We start from the raw sequence: 17,081 nt of genomic DNA, 5'->3' as shown, positions 1-17,081 counted from the left end.
CAACGCAGTCAGCTGAGTGCAGCTCGACGACAGAGGATGGAAGTTATGAAGGTTAAACGGTTTTTTGCGCAGTCCATGGCCGAGGCCCTGAAGCAGGTCAGTCACGAAATGGGGCCTGATGCCGTTATCTTGTCCAATCGCCGGGTAGATGGAGGCGTCGAAATTGTGACGGCTCTCGACTACGACGAAAACATGGCTCGCCAAAGCCTGGGTGACAAAGCGGCGGAAGCTACCAATGGTTCCCGTTTGGCTGAAATGCAGGCCGATCAGCATCGTCGCTTGGAAGATGAACTTAGTCGGACTCGCAGTCGCATCCAGGGCGTACGTGAGAAGCGTGCGGCCGCGGGTGCACGTTATCCTCAAGTATCGTTGACCAATGATTCGGGGATGGATTGGGATGTGAATGCAGGTTTAGTGGAGGATCGGGAGTCTCAAGCGCTAGCGTCAAAGCAGGCTCAAGGTTACTCCGATGAGTTGGCCGCAATGAAAGCGGAGATCAGCTCGCTGCGGGAGATGATGGGGGCGCAATCCGCCCCTGTTGCTGGTTCAAATGTGCCGGCCGAGGGGGGCGCTAAGAATGCCGTTCAGCAACTATTGAGCGAGCGCCTGCAAGAGTTTGGTTTGAGCCCCGATTTGGCAACATCCGTTGCGCGGCAGCACCGAAATGGCCGGTTGGAGGATGGGTGGAAAGCCTCATTGAAAATGGTCGCCACCGGCCTTCGGACCGGGCGGGAAGATTGGCTGGAGTCTGGCGGCGTGTACGCTTTGGTTGGTCCGACTGGATCCGGTAAAACAACAACGATCGGAAAATTAGCCGCTCGCTATGTGTTGGAACACGGGGCTGACAGCTTGGCGTTGGTCACCACAGATCGTTATAGAGTTGCGGCGCACGAGCAGTTGTTTGTGTTTGGTCGCATTCTGAACGTGCCAGTGCGGGTGGTTGACGAAAGCCACTCGCTGGACGACATTCTGGATGAACTTTCCGATCGACATTTAGTGCTTATCGATACTGCTGGACTGACCAGTGCCGACCGGGGTTATCAGGAGCAGCTCGCGGAGTTGGTTCGCAGCGACCACAATATTCATACACACTTGGTGGTGTCTGCGACCAGCCAGCCGCGTATCATGAAATCCGTTTGGCATTGCTATAAGATGGCAAGCCTTGCCGGCTGCATCGTGACTAAAATTGATGAAGCGCTTACCTTGGGCGAATCTCTAGGGTTTGTGATGGAAACCGGTCTTCCGGTCGCTTGGTATACCGACGGTCAAAAAATACCGGAAGATTTGCATCGAGCCGAGGCAGCTCCGTTGGTTCGAATGGGCGTTGAGCGCCTGAGAACGATGCAACATTCGCAGGATGCTGTTGAAGGTGCTTTGGCATAGCTATTGCGAATCAGACACCGGCATAGAGTCCCCTTAACGACGCAGTAAGAGACATTAAACAGTATGAGCAAACCACATCCGGTTCAGGTTATTGCGGTATCCGGCGGTAAAGGCGGTGTCGGGAAGAGCAATGTGTCGGTCAATCTGGCGATAGCGTTGGCAGAAAAAGGCCGTCGTGTTGTCGTGCTGGATGCCGACTTGGGGTTGGGTAATCTGGATGTGTTGCTGGGCGTGACAGCCAACAAGAATTTGTACGATGTCCTCAATGGAGAGTGTGATCTCAAAGACGTGCTGGTGGATGGGCCGGGAGGTATCAAAATCGTACCTGCTTCATCCGGTACCCAGCGTATGACCCAGCTCAGCCCCATGGAACATGCGGGCTTGATTAATGCGTTCAGTGAGCTGGGCGATCAGATCGACGTGCTGATTGTGGATACCGCTGCCGGTATTTCTGAGTCGGTTGTGAGTTTCCTGCGCGCCGCCCAAGAGTTGTTGTTGGTTGTCTGCGACGAGCCAACCTCGATAACGGATGTGTACGCGCTCATTAAACTAATGAATCGTGATTACGGAACAGACCGCTTCCGAGTGCTTGCCAATCAGGTTCGAAGCGAAGAAGAAGGTAAGCATTTGTTTGAAAAGTTGACGCGAGTTACCGAACGTTTTCTGGATGTAGCGTTACAATATGTGGGTATCGTGCCTTACGACGAAGCGGTAAAAAAAGCCGTTCAACGCCAGCGTGCTGTTCTGGAGGCATACCCCCGTGCAAAAGCATCTATTGCTGTGCGAGCATTGGCAGACAGAGTGGATAGTTGGCCACTGCCATCTTCTCCTCGAGGCCATCTGGAGTTCTTCGTGGAGCGGCTCGTCGAAGTCTGATCTGAATCCAGTCCAATAAAAGCCGGATACATGACATTGACGAAGAATCTGGGAATATATCATCAGGCGGGCGCCTCAAACGCTTCGAGTTTGATCGAAGATCAGGCGCCGCTGGTCAAAAAGATAGCCCTACATTTGATGGCCCGTTTGCCTGCATCGGTTCAGCTTGAAGACTTGATGCAAGCTGGAATGATCGGTTTGCTTGAAGCAGCCCAGCGTTATTCTGCGGGTAAGGGCGCAACCTTCGAAACCTATGCGGGCATTCGTATTCGGGGCGCGATGGTTGACGAAATCCGAAAAGGCGACTGGGTGCCTCGTTCCGTGCATCGCAATGCCCGCCGAATCTCCGCCGCAATCAAAATCGTTGAAGATCGCACTGGCCGGGAAGCTCAGGATGCCGAGGTGGCGGAAGAGCTCGATATCGAATTGTCGGAATATCACTCGTCCCTTGCCGACGCCAATAGTGGACGGTTATTTAGTCTGGATGAGCTCAATGAATCCGGTGAACTGCCGATAGAAGAACAAGAAGCTAGTGATAATCCTCTCGATGGCATCTCTGCCGGTGCTTTTCAGCGGAGTTTGGCCGAAGCGATTGAAGCGCTTCCAGAGAAAGAAAAGTTAGTATTGAGTTTGTATTATCAGGAAGAGTTGAATCTTAAGGAAATCGGGGCGGTGCTCGGGGTCAGCGAAAGCCGAGTCAGCCAGATTCACAGCCAGGCGGCTTTGCGTCTTCGTGGTCGTTTGTCAGATTGGCAAGAAAACGGCGACAGCTGACCGACTGGCGTTCTGAAAAGAATCTTACACAGCCTGTCGGATATCAGCAGGTTGACCTACATCCGGGTGTTATTTACTGGAGGTCCCTTTGGACAAGAACATGAAAATACTCATTGTGGACGATTTCTCCACAATGCGACGAATTATCAAAAACCTGTTGCGTGACTTGGGTTTTACCAATACCGATGAAGCCGACGACGGTAACACGGCGTTGCCGATGCTCAAGAATGGCCAATACGATTTTCTGGTAACCGACTGGAATATGCCCGGTATGTCCGGCTTTGATCTTTTGAAGGCTGTCCGTGCTGATGGAAATCTTAAGAACCTGCCAGTACTGATGGTCACCGCTGAAGCCAAGCGTGACCAGATTGTCGCTGCGGCCCAGGCCGGGGTAAATGGTTACGTTGTTAAGCCATTTACCGCTGCTGTTCTCAAAGAAAAAATCGAGAAGATTTTTGAACGTATTCAGTAACCAAAGGTCGGGTAGCTCCCATGAGTGACAGCAAGCACACCCAACGGGGTCTCGATCCGGAGGTCACGCAAAAGCTGCAGGAACAGACCTCTCGATTGGTTGAAAGCGTCAACGGCGGTGATTTCGCTCAGGCGATGACCATCATCAACGAGCTGAGTGAAGTTCGTGACCAAAGTCTGTACCAAGAGGTTGGGCGGTTGACCCGGAGTCTGCACGAGGCCATCCGCAACTTTCAGATTGATCCCCGGAATGCGGAGCAGAAAGAAGCCCTTTCGAAAATGTCGGATGCTTCAGACCGCTTAGCTTATGTGGTTCAAATGACCGGTCAGGCCGCTAACCGCACCATGGATCTGGTTGAGGAAAGTATGCCCGTGGCGCATGCCATCCGTGATGAGGCCATAAGCCTCAAGGACGAATGGGAGCGCTTGCGTCGTCGCGAGATTGAGCCTGCCGAGTTCCGTCAGCTGTACGCAAGAATCGATGCTTTTTTCGGAACTTTGGGTAACGACTCGGACAACCTCTACAAAAACCTCTCGGAGATTCTTCTGGCCCAGGATTTCCAGGACCTCACCGGTCAAGTGATTCAGAAAGTCACGGCGCTGGTGAAAGAAGTCGAAGAGAATCTGTTGGGCTTGGTGGTCATGGCCAGTCATGTCGATCAGTTGACAGGTACAGTCCATCAGATTGAAGAAAAAGAAGAATCGGCCGAAAAGGGAGTAGGTCCACAAATCAAAGCCGCTGAGCGAGACGATGTTGTCTCGGGGCAAGACGGCGTTGACGACTTACTATCCAGTCTCGGTTTCTGAATGACAAAGAGGGTACCCCATGGCGTTTGATGCCGATGAAGAGATTCTCCAGGACTTCTTGATAGAAGCCGGCGAGATTCTCGAAAAGCTGTCGGAGCAATTGGTTGATCTGGAACAGCATCCAGACGACAGCGATCTGCTTAACGCCATATTCCGCGGATTTCATACGGTGAAAGGTGGCGCCGGATTCCTGCAATTAGACGCGCTGGTGAATTGCTGCCATTCCGCAGAAAACGTGTTCGATATCTTGCGCAATCACAAGCGCAAGGTTACCCCCGAGTTGATGGACGTTGTGCTGCAAGCCCTCGACAACGTCAATGCCATGTTCGAAGAAGTGCGTAACCGTGAAGAGCTGACTCCGGCGCCAGCCAGTTTGATTGAGGCTTTGGATGCATTGGCAATCCCCGAATCCGAAACGCCCACTGGAGTCTCGACACCGGTGTCTCAGGACCAAGGCGATATCACCGACGAAGAGTTCGAAAAGCTGCTTGACGCAATTGCGGACGACAAGGCCGAGGCGTCGGCCCAGCAGGATGTAGTTGAGCAAACACCAGCAACTGCGTCCGAAGCGGGCGGCGATGATGAAATCACCGACGACGAGTTTGAGGCATTGTTGGATCAGCTTCACGGTAAAGGGCAGTTTGCCGCTCCCGATGCTGCTGAAACCGACGACCCACGAACAGGCTCGGGCGGCCAGCCCGCGGGCGATGAAAGTTCAGATCTGATCACCGACGATGAGTTCGAGCGACTGCTGGATGAGCTTCATGGCAAAGGCGGAGGCCCCGGTGGGCAGTCAGAGTCGAATGAAGGATCTAAACCGGCCGCCAGTGCTTCGCCAGAACCCGTTCCGGAATCGGCAGCCAAATCCCAGCCCATAGCAGCGCCTGCACCCACAGCTAAAACTGCAGCGCCGGCCAGGGAAACAGCTCCGGTAGGCGAAACCACCGTTCGGGTTGATACCAAGCGCTTGGATGACATCATGAATATGGTGGGTGAGCTGGTACTGGTTCGAAACCGACTGCAGCGTTTGGGGTCGCAAAGCGAAGACGAGCATATGCACAAAGCGGTTGCCAATTTGGATGTGGTGACAACCGATTTGCAGGCGGCGGTCATGCAAACCCGCATGCAGCCCATCAAGAAGGTGTTTGGCCGTTTTCCTCGGGTGGTACGCGATCTTGCGCGTAACCTGAAGAAAGAGGTCAATCTTGTGATGCACGGCGAAGAGACAGATCTGGATAAGAATCTGGTAGAAGCACTTGCTGACCCATTGGTCCATCTCGTTCGTAATTCCGTTGACCACGGCATAGAAGGGCCGGGTGTTCGGGAGGAGGCAGGCAAATCGCGAGTCGGAACTGTCACGTTGTCGGCGCAACAGGAAGGCGATCACATCTTGCTGTCAATTGCCGATGATGGCGGCGGTATGGATCCCGATGTGTTGCGCAGGAAGGCCGTTGAAAAGGGGCTGTATGATCAGGATGCAGCAGACAGGTTGACCGACAACGAATGTTTTAACCTTATTTTTGCTGCTGGTTTTTCCACCAAAGAGCAGATCTCGGACGTATCCGGCCGCGGTGTCGGCATGGATGTTGTCAAAAACCGGATTGCCCAATTAAATGGCCAGATTTCCATAGAATCGGAGTTGGGCAAAGGCACTAAAATCATCATTAAGGTTCCGCTCACGCTGGCCATCATGCCTACGCTGATGATCATGCTGGGCGAGCAGTCGTTCGCGCTGCCTTTGGTTAATGTGGTGGAAATTTTCCATCTTGATCTGACCAAGACCAATATGGTCGATGGGCGCGAATGCATTGTGGTTCGCGATAAAGTGTTCCCCCTGTTTCACGTCAAGCGCTGGCTTGTCCATGGCGCCGAGGCTCAGAATGAGGTGGCCAATGCCCATGTGGTAATCGTGGCTATGGGTACGAAACAAGTCGGTTTCGTGGTGGATCAGCTGGTTGGGCAGGAAGAAGTGGTTATCAAACCCCTGGGGCGTGCGCTTCAGGGTACGCCGGGGATGGCGGGAGCAACCATTACGGGCGATGGCCGCATTGCCCTGATCATTGATGTGCCCAGTTTGCTTCAGCATTACGGGTGATTCCGGGCATTTAGGAGAAATGATGACAGTTTCTGTTCTGGTCGTGGATGATTCAGGTTTCTTTCGAAAAAGATTGACGGAAATCCTGACGGCTTCGGGCCAGATCACCGTCGTAGGTGCCGCCACCAATGGCCGCGAAGGGGTCGAGCTGGCCGAAAAACTGCGTCCGGATGTGATTACCATGGACTATGAAATGCCGGTGATGGACGGCATTTCGGCAGTGCGTGAAATCATGGCGAAACAAGCGATACCGGTGTTGATGTTTTCGTCGCTTACCTATGAGGGGGCCCGTGTTACACTTGATGCGTTGGAAGCGGGCGCCGTAGATTTCCTGCCCAAAAATTTCGAAGAAATCGCCCGCGATACCAGCCAGCTGCAGGCCGTGTTGATTAACCGAGTGCTGGATATTGCAAGAAGTCAGCCCCGTGCTCGCGCGCCTATCGCGCCACCCAAGTCGGCACCGGTTATCTCGGAGAAACCAAAAGGCTTTGCTCCTCGGGCAGAGGCAACTTCCGTGCGGCCCACTGCCAAGCCCGCCCGTCACGAAGTGGCTGCGGCAAGCCCGCCTCGGCGCAGCGCCAATAAAACACCAGCACGCCAATACAGTGTCGTGGGTATTGGCACTTCAACAGGTGGTCCTGTTGCACTCCAGAAAGTCCTCAGTGTATTGCCTGCCAGTTTTCCCGCGCCCATTGTCCTGGTGCAGCACATGCCCGCGAGTTTCACCCCGGCATTCGCCGAGCGTTTGAATAAGCTGTGCAAGATTGAAGTTCGTCAGGCCCAAGACGGTGATTTGCTGCAACCGGGCCTTGCGTTGCTTGCTCCTGGTGGCAAGCAAATGATGATTGAAAATCGTGGAGGACGAGGGCGTGTGAGGATTTTGCCCGGTGATGATCGGTTGAACTACAGGCCCTGCGTTGACGTTACCTTTGGCTCGCTGGCTCGAAGTTTTCCCGGCAAAACCTTGGGGATTATTCTCACCGGTATGGGCGCCGACGGCCGTGAAGGCTGCCGTATGATGAAGCAAGGCGGAGCCGTGATTTGGTCGCAGGATGAAGAAACGTCGGTGATCTACGGCATGCCTATGGCTGTCGCGACCGCGGGGTTGTCTGACGCGGTGTTGCCGCTTAACGACGTGGGTTTACGATTGATTGAAGGCGTAAGCTAATGGATATCTTGAGCCTGCTGGGGATCATTCTTGCCTTCGTTGCCATTTTAGGTGGCAACTTGTTAGAAGGCGGTGCCGTCAGTTCGCTCTTCAATACGCCTGCGGCACTGATCGTGATCGGCGGGACACTGGCGGCCACCATTCTTCAGACATCTTGGCCAACGCTGAAACGAGCCTTCGTCCAGGTGCGTTGGGTGTTTATACCGCCTTATATTTCTTTGGAAGATGGCATCGGTAAGGTGGTCGATTGGAGTGTGAAGGCTCGCAAACAAGGCTTGTTAGGGTTGGAAGGACTCGCCGAACGCGAGCCAGAGAAATTCGCCCGGAAAGGGCTCCAGTTGTTGGTTGATGGTGCCGAACCATCAACCATACGAAATACCCTCGAAGTCGATCTAGAGTGCCGGGAAGAGCGAGATACCGAATCGGCCAAGGTTTACGAAGCCATGGGTGGTTATTCGCCGACCATCGGTATTATTGGTGCGGTGATGGGGCTGATACAGGTCATGACCAATCTTGAAGACCCTCAATCCTTGGGCAACGGTATCGCAACTGCTTTCGTTGCCACCATATACGGTGTGGCGCTGGCGAACCTGTTGTTCTTTCCCGTTGCCAATAAGCTCCGCAGTATTGTCAGAGAGCGCACGCGCTACGAAGACATGATGATTGATGGCATTATCGCCATCGCCGAAGGTGAGAACCCCAAAACCATTGAGCTCCGGCTCCGGGGCTTTCTCTGACCCGCAGTGATCAGGAGTCGGGTTGCCTATGCGTCGCCGTAGATACCAGAAAGAAGAAGCTCACAATAAAGAACGTTGGTTGATCTCCTACGCGGACTTCATCACCTTGTTGTTCGCTTTTTTCGTGGTGATGTACTCGGTGTCGTCCGTAAACGAAGGCAAATACAAAGTATTGTCTGAAACGTTTACCGGCGTATTCAATGCGCCTCAGCGCTCGGTGAAGCCTATTGAAGTAGGGGAGCATGTGGCAGCAGTACCTGAGCAGCAACATGAAAATGTCATTCCCCCGGTTGTCACCGACGCGCCTGCTAACTCTGATGTCAGTGAGCACGATAGAATTGAAACACTGCGAGCGATGGCTGACCAGCTGGCGATGGAATTTGATGATCTGATTAATCAGGGCGTGGTCAGCCTTGAAACCAGTGACCATTGGATAGAGCTGAGCCTGCCAAACAGTATGCTGTTCAATAGCGGCGACGCGGAACCGCATTATGACTCGTTTGCCGTTATTGAAAAGGTCGCCAAAGTGTTGCGCGATCGAGATAACGCGGTAAAGGTAGAGGGCTTTACCGATAATCAGCCTATCCGCACAGGGCGCTACCCGTCTAACTGGGAGCTCTCAACCGCCCGGGCTTCTGCAGTTTCGCGAATGCTGGTGATGCAGGGCATTGAGCCAGAACGACTGGCCGCTATCGGCTATGGTGAACATCAGCCTGTTGCGCGAAACGATACGGAAGAGGGACGGCGACGGAATCGTCGAGTTATCTTGTTAATTTCAAAAGATTCAAGCATTCGCGGCATTGTCCGTTAGAGCAACAGGTTGTTCATGCGTATAGCCGATCTGGCACACTTTCTGTATTAACTCATTCTTATAATCAGAAACGGCAAATACTTGCCGCTTGTAGAACGTTCGTTCTTCAAGTTGTTTGCGCTGTCGCCGATATAACTGTTGAGCCGTTATTGAACGTTCGGGCTTGTAGCTGGAGTAACACGTGTGCGTATTTGGGCAGTAGCCAATCAAAAGGGTGGAGTGGGTAAAACCACCTCTGTTGTTTCACTGAGTGGAATGTTGGCTCAGCGGGGCAAGCGTGTGCTTATGGTTGACTTGGACCCCCATGGTTCGCTGACCTCCTGGTTTGGTTACGACCCGGATACCATCGCCCACAGTGTCTTTGATTTGTTTCAGCACCAAGGCAAGGTGCCGGAAGGTTTGCCAGCCCAGTTAATTGCCGACACCAGTCATCCCGATGTGTTTTTGCTGCCGGCAAGTGCGGCTTTGGCTACGCTTGAGCGGAAAATGGTGGGCGTTGGCGGCATGGGGTTAATCATGTCCAAGGCGTTGGCGCAGCTTCGGGACGATTTCGATTACGTTCTGTTGGACAATACCCCTTCTCTGGGGGTGTTGATGGTGAATTCTTTGGCAGCAGCCCAGCATTTGGTTATTCCGGTGCAAACCGAGTTTCTGGCGATCAAAGGGCTTGAGCGAATGCTGCACACGCTGCACATGGTCATGCGCTCGCAGAAGAACGAGTTGCCCTTCACCATTGTGCCGACTATGTATGACCGAAGGACACAAGCTTCCGTTAAAAGTTTGAACCTGTTGCGCAAGACCTACCCGGATCATCTGTGGCGATTTGCGGTGCCGGTAGACACCAAGTTTCGCGATTCTAGTGAGAAAGGCGTGTTTCCATCGGTCCTCGATGCCCGCACTCACGGTGTGAGAGCCTATAGTCATTTACTTGACGACTTGCTCGCTCAGACGGAAGCGGTGAAAGGGCAGCATCATGGCTGACGAAAAAATGACACAGCTAACGACAGCCGATGCCGCCATTGCCAGTTATCTTGACGAGCTGTTGCACACCGCAACGTCAACTGCAGAGCAAGAAGAGCTTTTGGAGCCGGTTCCTACGACAGTTGAGCCTGAGCCTGCCCCTGTCGAACTTCCTATTGCCGAAGCACCTCAGCCAGTGGCTGCAAAACCGGTAGTGCAAGTGTCGGAACCTGCTCCCGAGGTTCAAGAAAAAGCGGAGCCGGTTTTCACCGTTCCACCCGCAAGACCCGACTGGTCAGAGCAGCCGTTCGAGTGCCTGATCTTTACAGTGGCAGGGCTTCAACTGGCTGTGCCCTTGGTGTTGCTGGGTGCTATACATAAGATTGAAGAAGAGATCCGTTCACTTCCTGGGAGCCCTGACTGGTACATGGGTATTCGCCCGGGCAGCGCCGGTAATCTGAGAGTGGTGGATAGTGCACAATGGATTATGGCGGGTCGTGTTCCGGAAAATGCCAGAGAGAACTACCGCTTCATTATCCGTCTGGACGACAGCCCTTGGGGGCTGGCCTGCGACAGTGTGGGCCAATCGTTCACGCTCGATCCAGAACAGGTGCGATGGCGCACTGCCAGAAGCCAAAGGCCTTGGTTGGCTGGCACGGTGATTGATCATATGTGTGCGTTGATTGATGTGCGGACCATGTCTGAACTGCTCATGCGCGCAGAGCGGGAACAACGGTTGGATTTAAGTTAACTCCCGGTTACTGAATGAAACCGTGCAATGCTGGCACGGATTATGCCCATAACTATAGTATTGGGCGCTGATGATGATTTTTTGACGATCAGGTTGCCCGCCGGGTGGCCTAACAGGAGAACGAGCTATGGCAGCCCCGAGCGGACAGCAGAATCAGGCCCAGGAAGATCAGGTACTTCAGTACGTGACCTTTCACCTGGATGAGGAGACATACGGCATCAACGTGATGCAAATCCAGGAAGTGCTCCGGTACACCGAGATTGCGCCGGTGCCGGGCGCTCCGGATTATGTGCTAGGTATCATCAATCTTCGGGGCAACGTTGTGACGGTGATAGATACCCGTCGCCGGTTTGGGTTGATGGATGCCGATGTCACCGAAGCGACCCGCATTGTGGTGATGGAATCTGAAAATCAGGTGATGGGTGTGTTGGTGGATTCCGTCGCCGAGGTGATTTATCTCAAGGCCAGCGAGATCGAAACCGCGCCCAACGTGGGGAACGAGGAAAGTGCCAAGTTCATCCAGGGTGTGTGCAATAAGAACGGCGAGCTGATCATTCTCGTCGAATTTGAAAAGATGCTGACAGACAACGAATGGGCGGAAATCGCAGCGCTGTAAACGGCCAAGCCAACAGCGTTTCAGATGGACGTCCACCGTGGTAACCAATAACGGAGACGTCCCTTATGAGCTTTAACATTCCTTCCTGGCTTCCTTGGTGCCTGACCGCCTCGGCAATCGTTCTGGTTCTTGTGCAGGGTGTTCTCCATGGCCGCAAGATCCAGTCACTCCAAGCTTCCCTCAAGAGCAAATGCGATACCCTCGGGCGTGAGTTGCACGCAACCACCAGTGGCAGCATGGGCGTAGGCCAGAGACTGGTCGCTTGTGAACGCCAGCTGTTCGAATTGCGCAACGCCATGGATGAAATGCGCCAGAATGACCCCCTCAGAATTTCGTACGACGAGGCTGCCCGTTTGGTTGACCTTGGCGCCGATATCGATGATCTTATGAATACATGCGGAATTTCCCGCCCAGAGGCCGAACTGGTGTCAGCATTAAAGAAGCGTCAGGCGGCTTGATCCGAGTTCCTGACGGATGCAGTTGAATGAAAAAACTTTACTCGAGGGCTGCTGAAGCCCTTTATTCAGTTTTACGCCGAAATTTTGTGGCGCGAGCAGACATTGGTCCCTCGGTTTCTGGTCATTCTATCCCTCTTGAAGAAACGGTATCCCACATTCTCAGCCTGATTCCGCAGATCGAATCTGATCAAGTGGTGATGCATGTTGGGGGTGGCTCTGGATACATGACCGCAGTTCTGGCCGGATTGGCTAAGAGGGTAATCTATGTTGATAGTAACCCTATACTGGCAGAGAGCGCCCACGCTCGTTTCGTTGAAAACGGGAAAGATAATGTCGACGTTGTTAATGCCTTGGTCGAGCCTGGCTTTCAGCACGATACACAGTGCGATCTGATACTTTGCACGACCTTTATATCAGATCCGAAAATATTGCTGCACAGCCTGCGTGAGGGTGGTCATCTGGTTTGCCTGGAAGGGCGCGCTGATTCTGTGCCCAGCATGACTATGTTTCGTCGTGCCGGGTGCGGTTTGGCGCGGGTAAAAACACTTGGTTGGGTAGACTTCAATCGCACGTCCGAACAGATTCTTATCGATTTGGGTGTTGTTACCGAGGTTGTCCTTGAACAAGCTCGCACGGAAGCAGCTGCAAATAATGAGCGAGTTCTGGATGTTCTACGCCGCAAGCTGAACGTTGAAGAAGTGGATTTGTATCGCTCACTCGCTCAGCAGCGCGGCATGGTCTTTGCTGATGCTGACTCAGTGCTACTGAGGCTTCAGCCAGATTTGTTTCGGCGGTTCTCTAAGAGTTTTCTCGATTTATCTCGCCTTATCCCCGTCAGGGAGAGCGCTGATGAGTTTATGCTTGTCACCGACGATCCAGAAGTCAGTACCACAAAACTGGAACGGCTAACGCCGAAGCATCAGGTTGTCTGCCAGCTGGTCACCCCGACTGATTTCCGTCGAATCTGGTTGGCGCTTGATCTGAGCGCAAAAGGCAGCCGGTTTGAAGCGGAACACGGGGCAACGGTGCAGGGGAAGGGCGACGGTGTCACCAATCATGACCTTCTGGGTGAGGCGCTCGGAGGCGAAAGTGTCAGCCCTTATCTCGTGTCTGTTTACGAAGCGATTCTCCTCGATGCTGTCAGTGACAAAGCCAGTGATATTCATATTGAGCAGTATGAGAACCGGGTTCGTATTCGCTTGCGAATTGATGGAGATTTGCGTGACCTGACCCAGTATCAGCTTTCCTCCCGCGAAGTGCGTGGCGTTATTAACGTGATTAAATTGCGCGCTGACCTGAATATTGCCGAGCGTCGCCTTCCACAAGGCGGTCGATCGCGGCTACAGCTAGGAGATATCTCTTACGATCTCCGAGTTCAGACCCAGCCCTCCTTGCACGGCGAAAACGCAATCATTCGTTTGTTACCCCAAACAGGTCGGGCCATGACCATCGAGGAGTTGGGGATGTCGCCGGTTATCGGTAACCGCTACACGCGGCTTCTGGATAACCCGGCTGGATTAGTACTTGTGGTTGGACCGACGGGCTCGGGCAAATCCACCACCTTGTATGCAGGACTCCAAGCCTTGGCGGATGATGGTCGCCGAAAGGTCATAACGGTTGAAGATCCCATTGAGTACTCTATCGATAATGTCCAGCAAACCAGTGTGCGCCAAGATATCGGTTTCGGTTTTGCTGATGCAATGCGAGCGTTCGTACGTGAAGACCCAGACGTCATTCTTGTGGGTGAAATCCGGGACAAGGAAACAGCGCTAGAGGCTGTGCGTGCCTCACAAACAGGACATGTGGTTCTATCCACTTTGCACAGTAACGATGCGGTAGATTCGCTTCAGCGCCTGTACGATCTGGGAATACACCGAAATTCCATAGCTGGTGAGCTTTTGGCGGTTATCGCCCAGCGTCTCGCCAAGCGCATTTGTAAAAATTGTATCCGGCCAGCCAAGCCCGACCCAGCGATTATGGAGGAGGTTTTCCCTCACGGAGCTCCGACAGGTTTTCGTTGTTTTGAGGGCGCTGGCTGCGAAAAATGCAGTGGCCGTGGCACCCGAGGGCGGGTCGCTATTGTTGAATATTTGGAGGTCAATGACGACATCCGTAACGCTATTTCCAGTCAGCCACCGATTGGCGAGCTTCGTTGGCGGGCCCTAGATGCAGGCTTGATCACCATGAGAGATAGTGCGTTGGATCATGTTATTGAGGGGCTTATTCCGATGTCAGAGTTGCCGAGAGTGCTACCTAAAGAGCGAATGGCTCCGGAAGTGCGTGGCGGACGGAGAACAAACGGATGATAAATGCCAAGAAGACCCGAAAAGCAGCGCAGCGTGAACCCGCAGAAATAATTTATCGGGACGAATTGGACAAACTGATTTCCTCGGACTCCGGCCCAATTCCTCCGGGCTGGAAAATGTCACCGCGGAGTGTTGAAAAATTTTTGCTCGGTGACGACTTGCTGGGCATTGAACGCAAGTATGTAGCAGACCGTGCTCAGATAATACGCACGATTATTGCACTCTGTACAAGCCGAGGGAGCCTTCTGGTGGGTGAGCCCGGAACAGCCAAATCCTGGTTGTCTGAATTGTTGGCAGCAGCCATTTCAGGGGACTCAACCTTGGTCCTTCAGGGCGGGGCCATCACTCAGGTTAGTCAACTCTTGTATAGTTGGAACGAGTCTGTTTTGCGCAACGAAGGGCCCACTCTGAATGCCTTAGTTGCCTCACCGCTACTCCGCGGCATGATGGAAGGGAGGTTGGTGAGGTTTGAAGAAATCGCACGTTGTCCACAGTCTCTGCAGGACGCGATCCTCTCCGTATTATCTGATCGGGTCGTTGTTATACCGGAAATTTCCGGAGATGACGGTGTGATCCTGGCGCGAGAAGGCTTCAATTTGGTAGCTACCTCCAACAGTGTGGATGAGGGTGTACACAGCATGAGCGCAGCTCTCAAACGCAGGATGGATTTCGAAGAAATTCGGCCTATCCGTAAGCTGGACGACGAATTGGAGGTAGTTATGCGGGGAGTCCGTAAGGCTAACCTGCGCGCGGGTGTTGATGTAGAATTGGCCCTTCCCGTTGTGGAACTTCTGGTTACCTTGTTCCATGAACTGCGTAACGGAGAGACGGTGGATGGCCGCAGTACCGATCGTTTAGCGGGCGCTGCTTTGTCAACAGCCGAGGCGGTATCTGTGGGGCATGCGGCGAGTCTGAACGCTTGGTATTACGGTGGTGGAGCAATGACGGTGGAGCACTTGGTTCATCATATCATCGGCTCTGCGCTGAAGGATCACCCTGATGATCGACGGCGCCTGAAACGCTACTTTGAAACTGTTGTTTCGCAAAGAAAGGCTGAGCATTGGCAGCAAGCTTGGGCGCTTCGGTCACTCATCGGTTAGTGAGTCGTCTTGTGCGGTGGTTGCGTCATTTGGCGTTTTACCCCGAATATGAAAGGCAAACGCCAAAATCTCGGCAATGACTCGATAGAGTTCTTCCGGGATTTCTTCGTTCAGAGACAAACGCGCCAATATCCCTGCCAGCTCGGCATTTTCATAAAGAGGAACATCGTTTTCCTGAGCGATGCGGATAATTTCCTCTGCCAGTTCCCATGTGCCTGTTGCCGAGATAATAGGGGCGCGTTTTCCATCGTATTTCAAGGCGACGGCAGCGGGAGCAGTGTGATCATTCTGGGCCTGAGAGCGTTTGTCCTGAGTCATGCCTTGGTATCTACCAGTCGATGTTCCAGTCGGGTTTCGGCTTGTTGTGGGCTGCCCCTTCGGCATTCCAAATCCGCCACTTCAAGGCCAAGATCTGCCAAACTTTGTCGTAGTAGCGGAAGCTCTTCGTTTACCTGACGGAGGGTTGACTGCTTCGTGGCCCATATGTGCGCACTGACGCTGGGGTGGCGATAAGCTACCTCGAAATGCAGCGGCCCCGCGTGGTCCAGATCCATTGCCAGATTCAGACGCCATTCGCTTACACTCGCTCGCTCCGGATGATGTTTAGAGTTTCTTTCCTGCTTGTATTGCTCCATCCGGAGTTGCGCCGTCCGTGGTTCTTGTTGGGGGGTTAGCCAGGGAATTTCTAGTAGCAAGGTCGTCGTGGGTGCGCCGGGTTCCGCCCCGGCTCTTGCGGTCAAAGTTTGACTGTGGAGTTGGTTAACAGTGATGCGGTTCAGCATCCCGGCCAGCATACGTAATGTTTGAGCGACGCTTGCCGGTTCGCTGCTGCTTTGAGATGCGTTGCCTGTGGCCTGTTTGGGAAACTGGAGAGGTGCATTCATCAGGTCTTGGCTTGCCAGCGGTGTCAGACGATTGAAGGCTTCCGGCGATTGGCCTTGGCTGGCGAGCAGGGCGGTTATAATTCTGGCCAGGGCGAGTTTGAAATCGGTAGGTACCGTTTGGTGGCCGCCGGACTGTAACAGTCGGGCTTCGGCGAAGGTGCCACTTTCCGCCAGCCACTGTTTTACTTGAGCAGCGCTACCGTCTGCTTTGCCCGCGCCGGGTTGCAGGGCGTTAGCTGTTGCCAAACTAGCGAGAAACCCTTCCAGAGCTTGCTTGGCCGCCGCGGGAAGTGGTTGGGTGGCGTTACTTGAAGGTAACTGGCCGGGTTGAAGGCTGCCTTTTAGCCCTGCGTTCATGCTGCTTATCAGTTGAGCTAATCCGCTTTGCAGATTTTGCTGCCACGGTAGGCGCTGTGCCAACGCTTGCGAAATGCCTGCTTCCTGGCTGGTCGCCAATTTGCCCATGAGTCGGAGTTCGTTTCCGGCGCGCATGACTTTAATCAAGTCGCCCGCTTTCAAATCCGGAGCTTGCTCACCGGTGGCGACGGAGAGGGAGCGTCCCTTTACCTCTAAAATGAGCTCGTTGCTCCCGCCTTTGCGCTGCAATACTTCGACCACTTTGGCGAGCGTGGACTCTCGGTTGCCCAGCTTCAGTTGGGTCAGTTGCTGCTGAGCCGACAGGGTACGGTCGATACCGACTGAGGGCAAGCCAGTATTGGTCTGGCCGCCACCTGAGAGTTTGTTTGTTTGGGGAGCGGGCGTTTGCCCTGCGTTCAGTTTCATTGGCATTGTTTTGATATCGGGCAAGAGTAATCTGTGGTCGCTTTCGTTATAATGCGCCACGATGACTAAGAACGCTCGGATTTAACATGGGTTGTTGTCTG

At 53.5% G+C, this 17,081-nt stretch carries 17 protein-coding genes; 15 read left to right on the top strand and 2 right to left on the bottom strand.

What is annotated here, in order from left to right:
- Positions 1-45 precede the first annotated feature (45 nt).
- The 15 genes from flhF to K5L82_RS07070 all read left to right on the top strand — a co-directional run bounded on the left by flhF (position 46) and on the right by K5L82_RS07070 (position 15,313).
- Positions 46-1,383 carry a flagellar biosynthesis protein FlhF gene (flhF, locus tag K5L82_RS07140; RefSeq protein ID WP_223133657.1) on the top strand — a complete coding sequence of 446 codons (1,338 nt, stop codon included), beginning with the start codon at positions 46-48 and terminating at the stop codon, positions 1,381-1,383.
- Positions 1,384-1,446: 63 nt separating this feature from the next.
- A complete protein-coding gene (locus K5L82_RS07135; RefSeq protein WP_223133656.1) occupies positions 1,447-2,259 on the top strand; it encodes a MinD/ParA family protein in 813 nt (270 codons plus the stop codon).
- A gap of 30 nt (positions 2,260-2,289) precedes the next feature.
- Positions 2,290-3,033, top strand: a complete 744-nt coding sequence (locus tag K5L82_RS07130) for an RNA polymerase sigma factor FliA (protein ID WP_223133655.1) — start codon at positions 2,290-2,292, stop codon at positions 3,031-3,033.
- A gap of 88 nt (positions 3,034-3,121) precedes the next feature.
- Positions 3,122-3,505, top strand: a complete 384-nt coding sequence (gene cheY, locus K5L82_RS07125; RefSeq protein ID WP_223133654.1) for a chemotaxis response regulator CheY — start codon at positions 3,122-3,124, stop codon at positions 3,503-3,505.
- Between the two features lie 20 nt (positions 3,506-3,525).
- Positions 3,526-4,311 (top strand): protein phosphatase CheZ, encoded by a 786-nt coding sequence (locus K5L82_RS07120; RefSeq protein WP_133005964.1) that lies wholly within the window; start codon positions 3,526-3,528, stop codon positions 4,309-4,311.
- A gap of 19 nt (positions 4,312-4,330) precedes the next feature.
- Entirely contained in the window at positions 4,331-6,406 is a 2,076-nt protein-coding gene (locus K5L82_RS07115; protein WP_223133653.1) for a chemotaxis protein CheA, read from the top strand.
- A gap of 22 nt (positions 6,407-6,428) precedes the next feature.
- Positions 6,429-7,574 (top strand): chemotaxis response regulator protein-glutamate methylesterase, encoded by a 1,146-nt coding sequence (locus K5L82_RS07110; protein ID WP_223133652.1) that lies wholly within the window; start codon positions 6,429-6,431, stop codon positions 7,572-7,574.
- Positions 7,574-8,311, top strand: a complete 738-nt coding sequence (locus K5L82_RS07105; protein WP_114333356.1) for a flagellar motor protein — start codon at positions 7,574-7,576, stop codon at positions 8,309-8,311. The genes K5L82_RS07110 and K5L82_RS07105 overlap by 1 nt, the downstream gene beginning before the upstream one ends.
- Before the next feature lie 28 nt (positions 8,312-8,339).
- Entirely contained in the window at positions 8,340-9,122 is a 783-nt protein-coding gene (motD, locus tag K5L82_RS07100) for a flagellar motor protein MotD (protein WP_133005961.1), read from the top strand.
- 183 nt (positions 9,123-9,305) lie between these two features.
- On the top strand, positions 9,306-10,103 hold the full coding sequence (locus K5L82_RS07095) for a ParA family protein (RefSeq protein ID WP_223133651.1): 798 nt from the start codon (positions 9,306-9,308) through the stop codon (positions 10,101-10,103).
- A complete protein-coding gene (locus tag K5L82_RS07090) occupies positions 10,096-10,833 on the top strand; it encodes a chemotaxis protein CheW (protein WP_223133650.1) in 738 nt (245 codons plus the stop codon). The genes K5L82_RS07095 and K5L82_RS07090 overlap by 8 nt, the downstream gene beginning before the upstream one ends.
- Before the next feature lie 127 nt (positions 10,834-10,960).
- Positions 10,961-11,449 carry a chemotaxis protein CheW gene (locus tag K5L82_RS07085; RefSeq protein ID WP_133005958.1) on the top strand — a complete coding sequence of 163 codons (489 nt, stop codon included), beginning with the start codon at positions 10,961-10,963 and terminating at the stop codon, positions 11,447-11,449.
- A 65-nt stretch (positions 11,450-11,514) separates the two neighbouring features.
- Complete coding sequence (locus tag K5L82_RS07080; protein WP_223133649.1) at positions 11,515-11,907, top strand: DUF2802 domain-containing protein; 393 nt, start codon at positions 11,515-11,517, stop codon at positions 11,905-11,907.
- 26 nt (positions 11,908-11,933) lie between these two features.
- The gene (locus tag K5L82_RS07075) at positions 11,934-14,213 is read left to right on the top strand and encodes an ATPase, T2SS/T4P/T4SS family (RefSeq protein WP_223133648.1); all 2,280 of its coding nucleotides are present in this window, start codon (positions 11,934-11,936) and stop codon (positions 14,211-14,213) included.
- Positions 14,210-15,313 (top strand): ATP-binding protein, encoded by a 1,104-nt coding sequence (locus K5L82_RS07070; protein ID WP_133005955.1) that lies wholly within the window; start codon positions 14,210-14,212, stop codon positions 15,311-15,313. The genes K5L82_RS07075 and K5L82_RS07070 overlap by 4 nt, the downstream gene beginning before the upstream one ends.
- Here K5L82_RS07070 and K5L82_RS07065 read toward each other — a convergent pair.
- Both K5L82_RS07065 and K5L82_RS07060 read right to left on the bottom strand, forming a co-directional pair.
- Positions 15,299-15,631, bottom strand: a complete 333-nt coding sequence (locus K5L82_RS07065; protein WP_133005954.1) for an EscU/YscU/HrcU family type III secretion system export apparatus switch protein — start codon at positions 15,629-15,631, stop codon at positions 15,299-15,301. The two genes, K5L82_RS07070 and K5L82_RS07065, sit on opposite strands and share 15 nt — an antisense overlap.
- Positions 15,628-16,986: a flagellar hook-length control protein FliK gene (locus K5L82_RS07060; protein WP_223133647.1), complete on the bottom strand. Its 1,359-nt coding sequence runs from the start codon at positions 16,984-16,986 to the stop codon at positions 15,628-15,630. The genes K5L82_RS07065 and K5L82_RS07060 overlap by 4 nt, the downstream gene beginning before the upstream one ends.
- Between the last annotated feature and the right edge of the window lie 95 nt (positions 16,987-17,081).

This window comes from Marinobacter sp. AL4B (assembly GCF_019916045.1).
Classification (GTDB): domain Bacteria; phylum Pseudomonadota; class Gammaproteobacteria; order Pseudomonadales; family Oleiphilaceae; genus Marinobacter.
The sequence above is the reverse complement of the archived record's forward strand: the minus strand, read 5'-3'. Positions and strand labels throughout refer to the sequence as shown.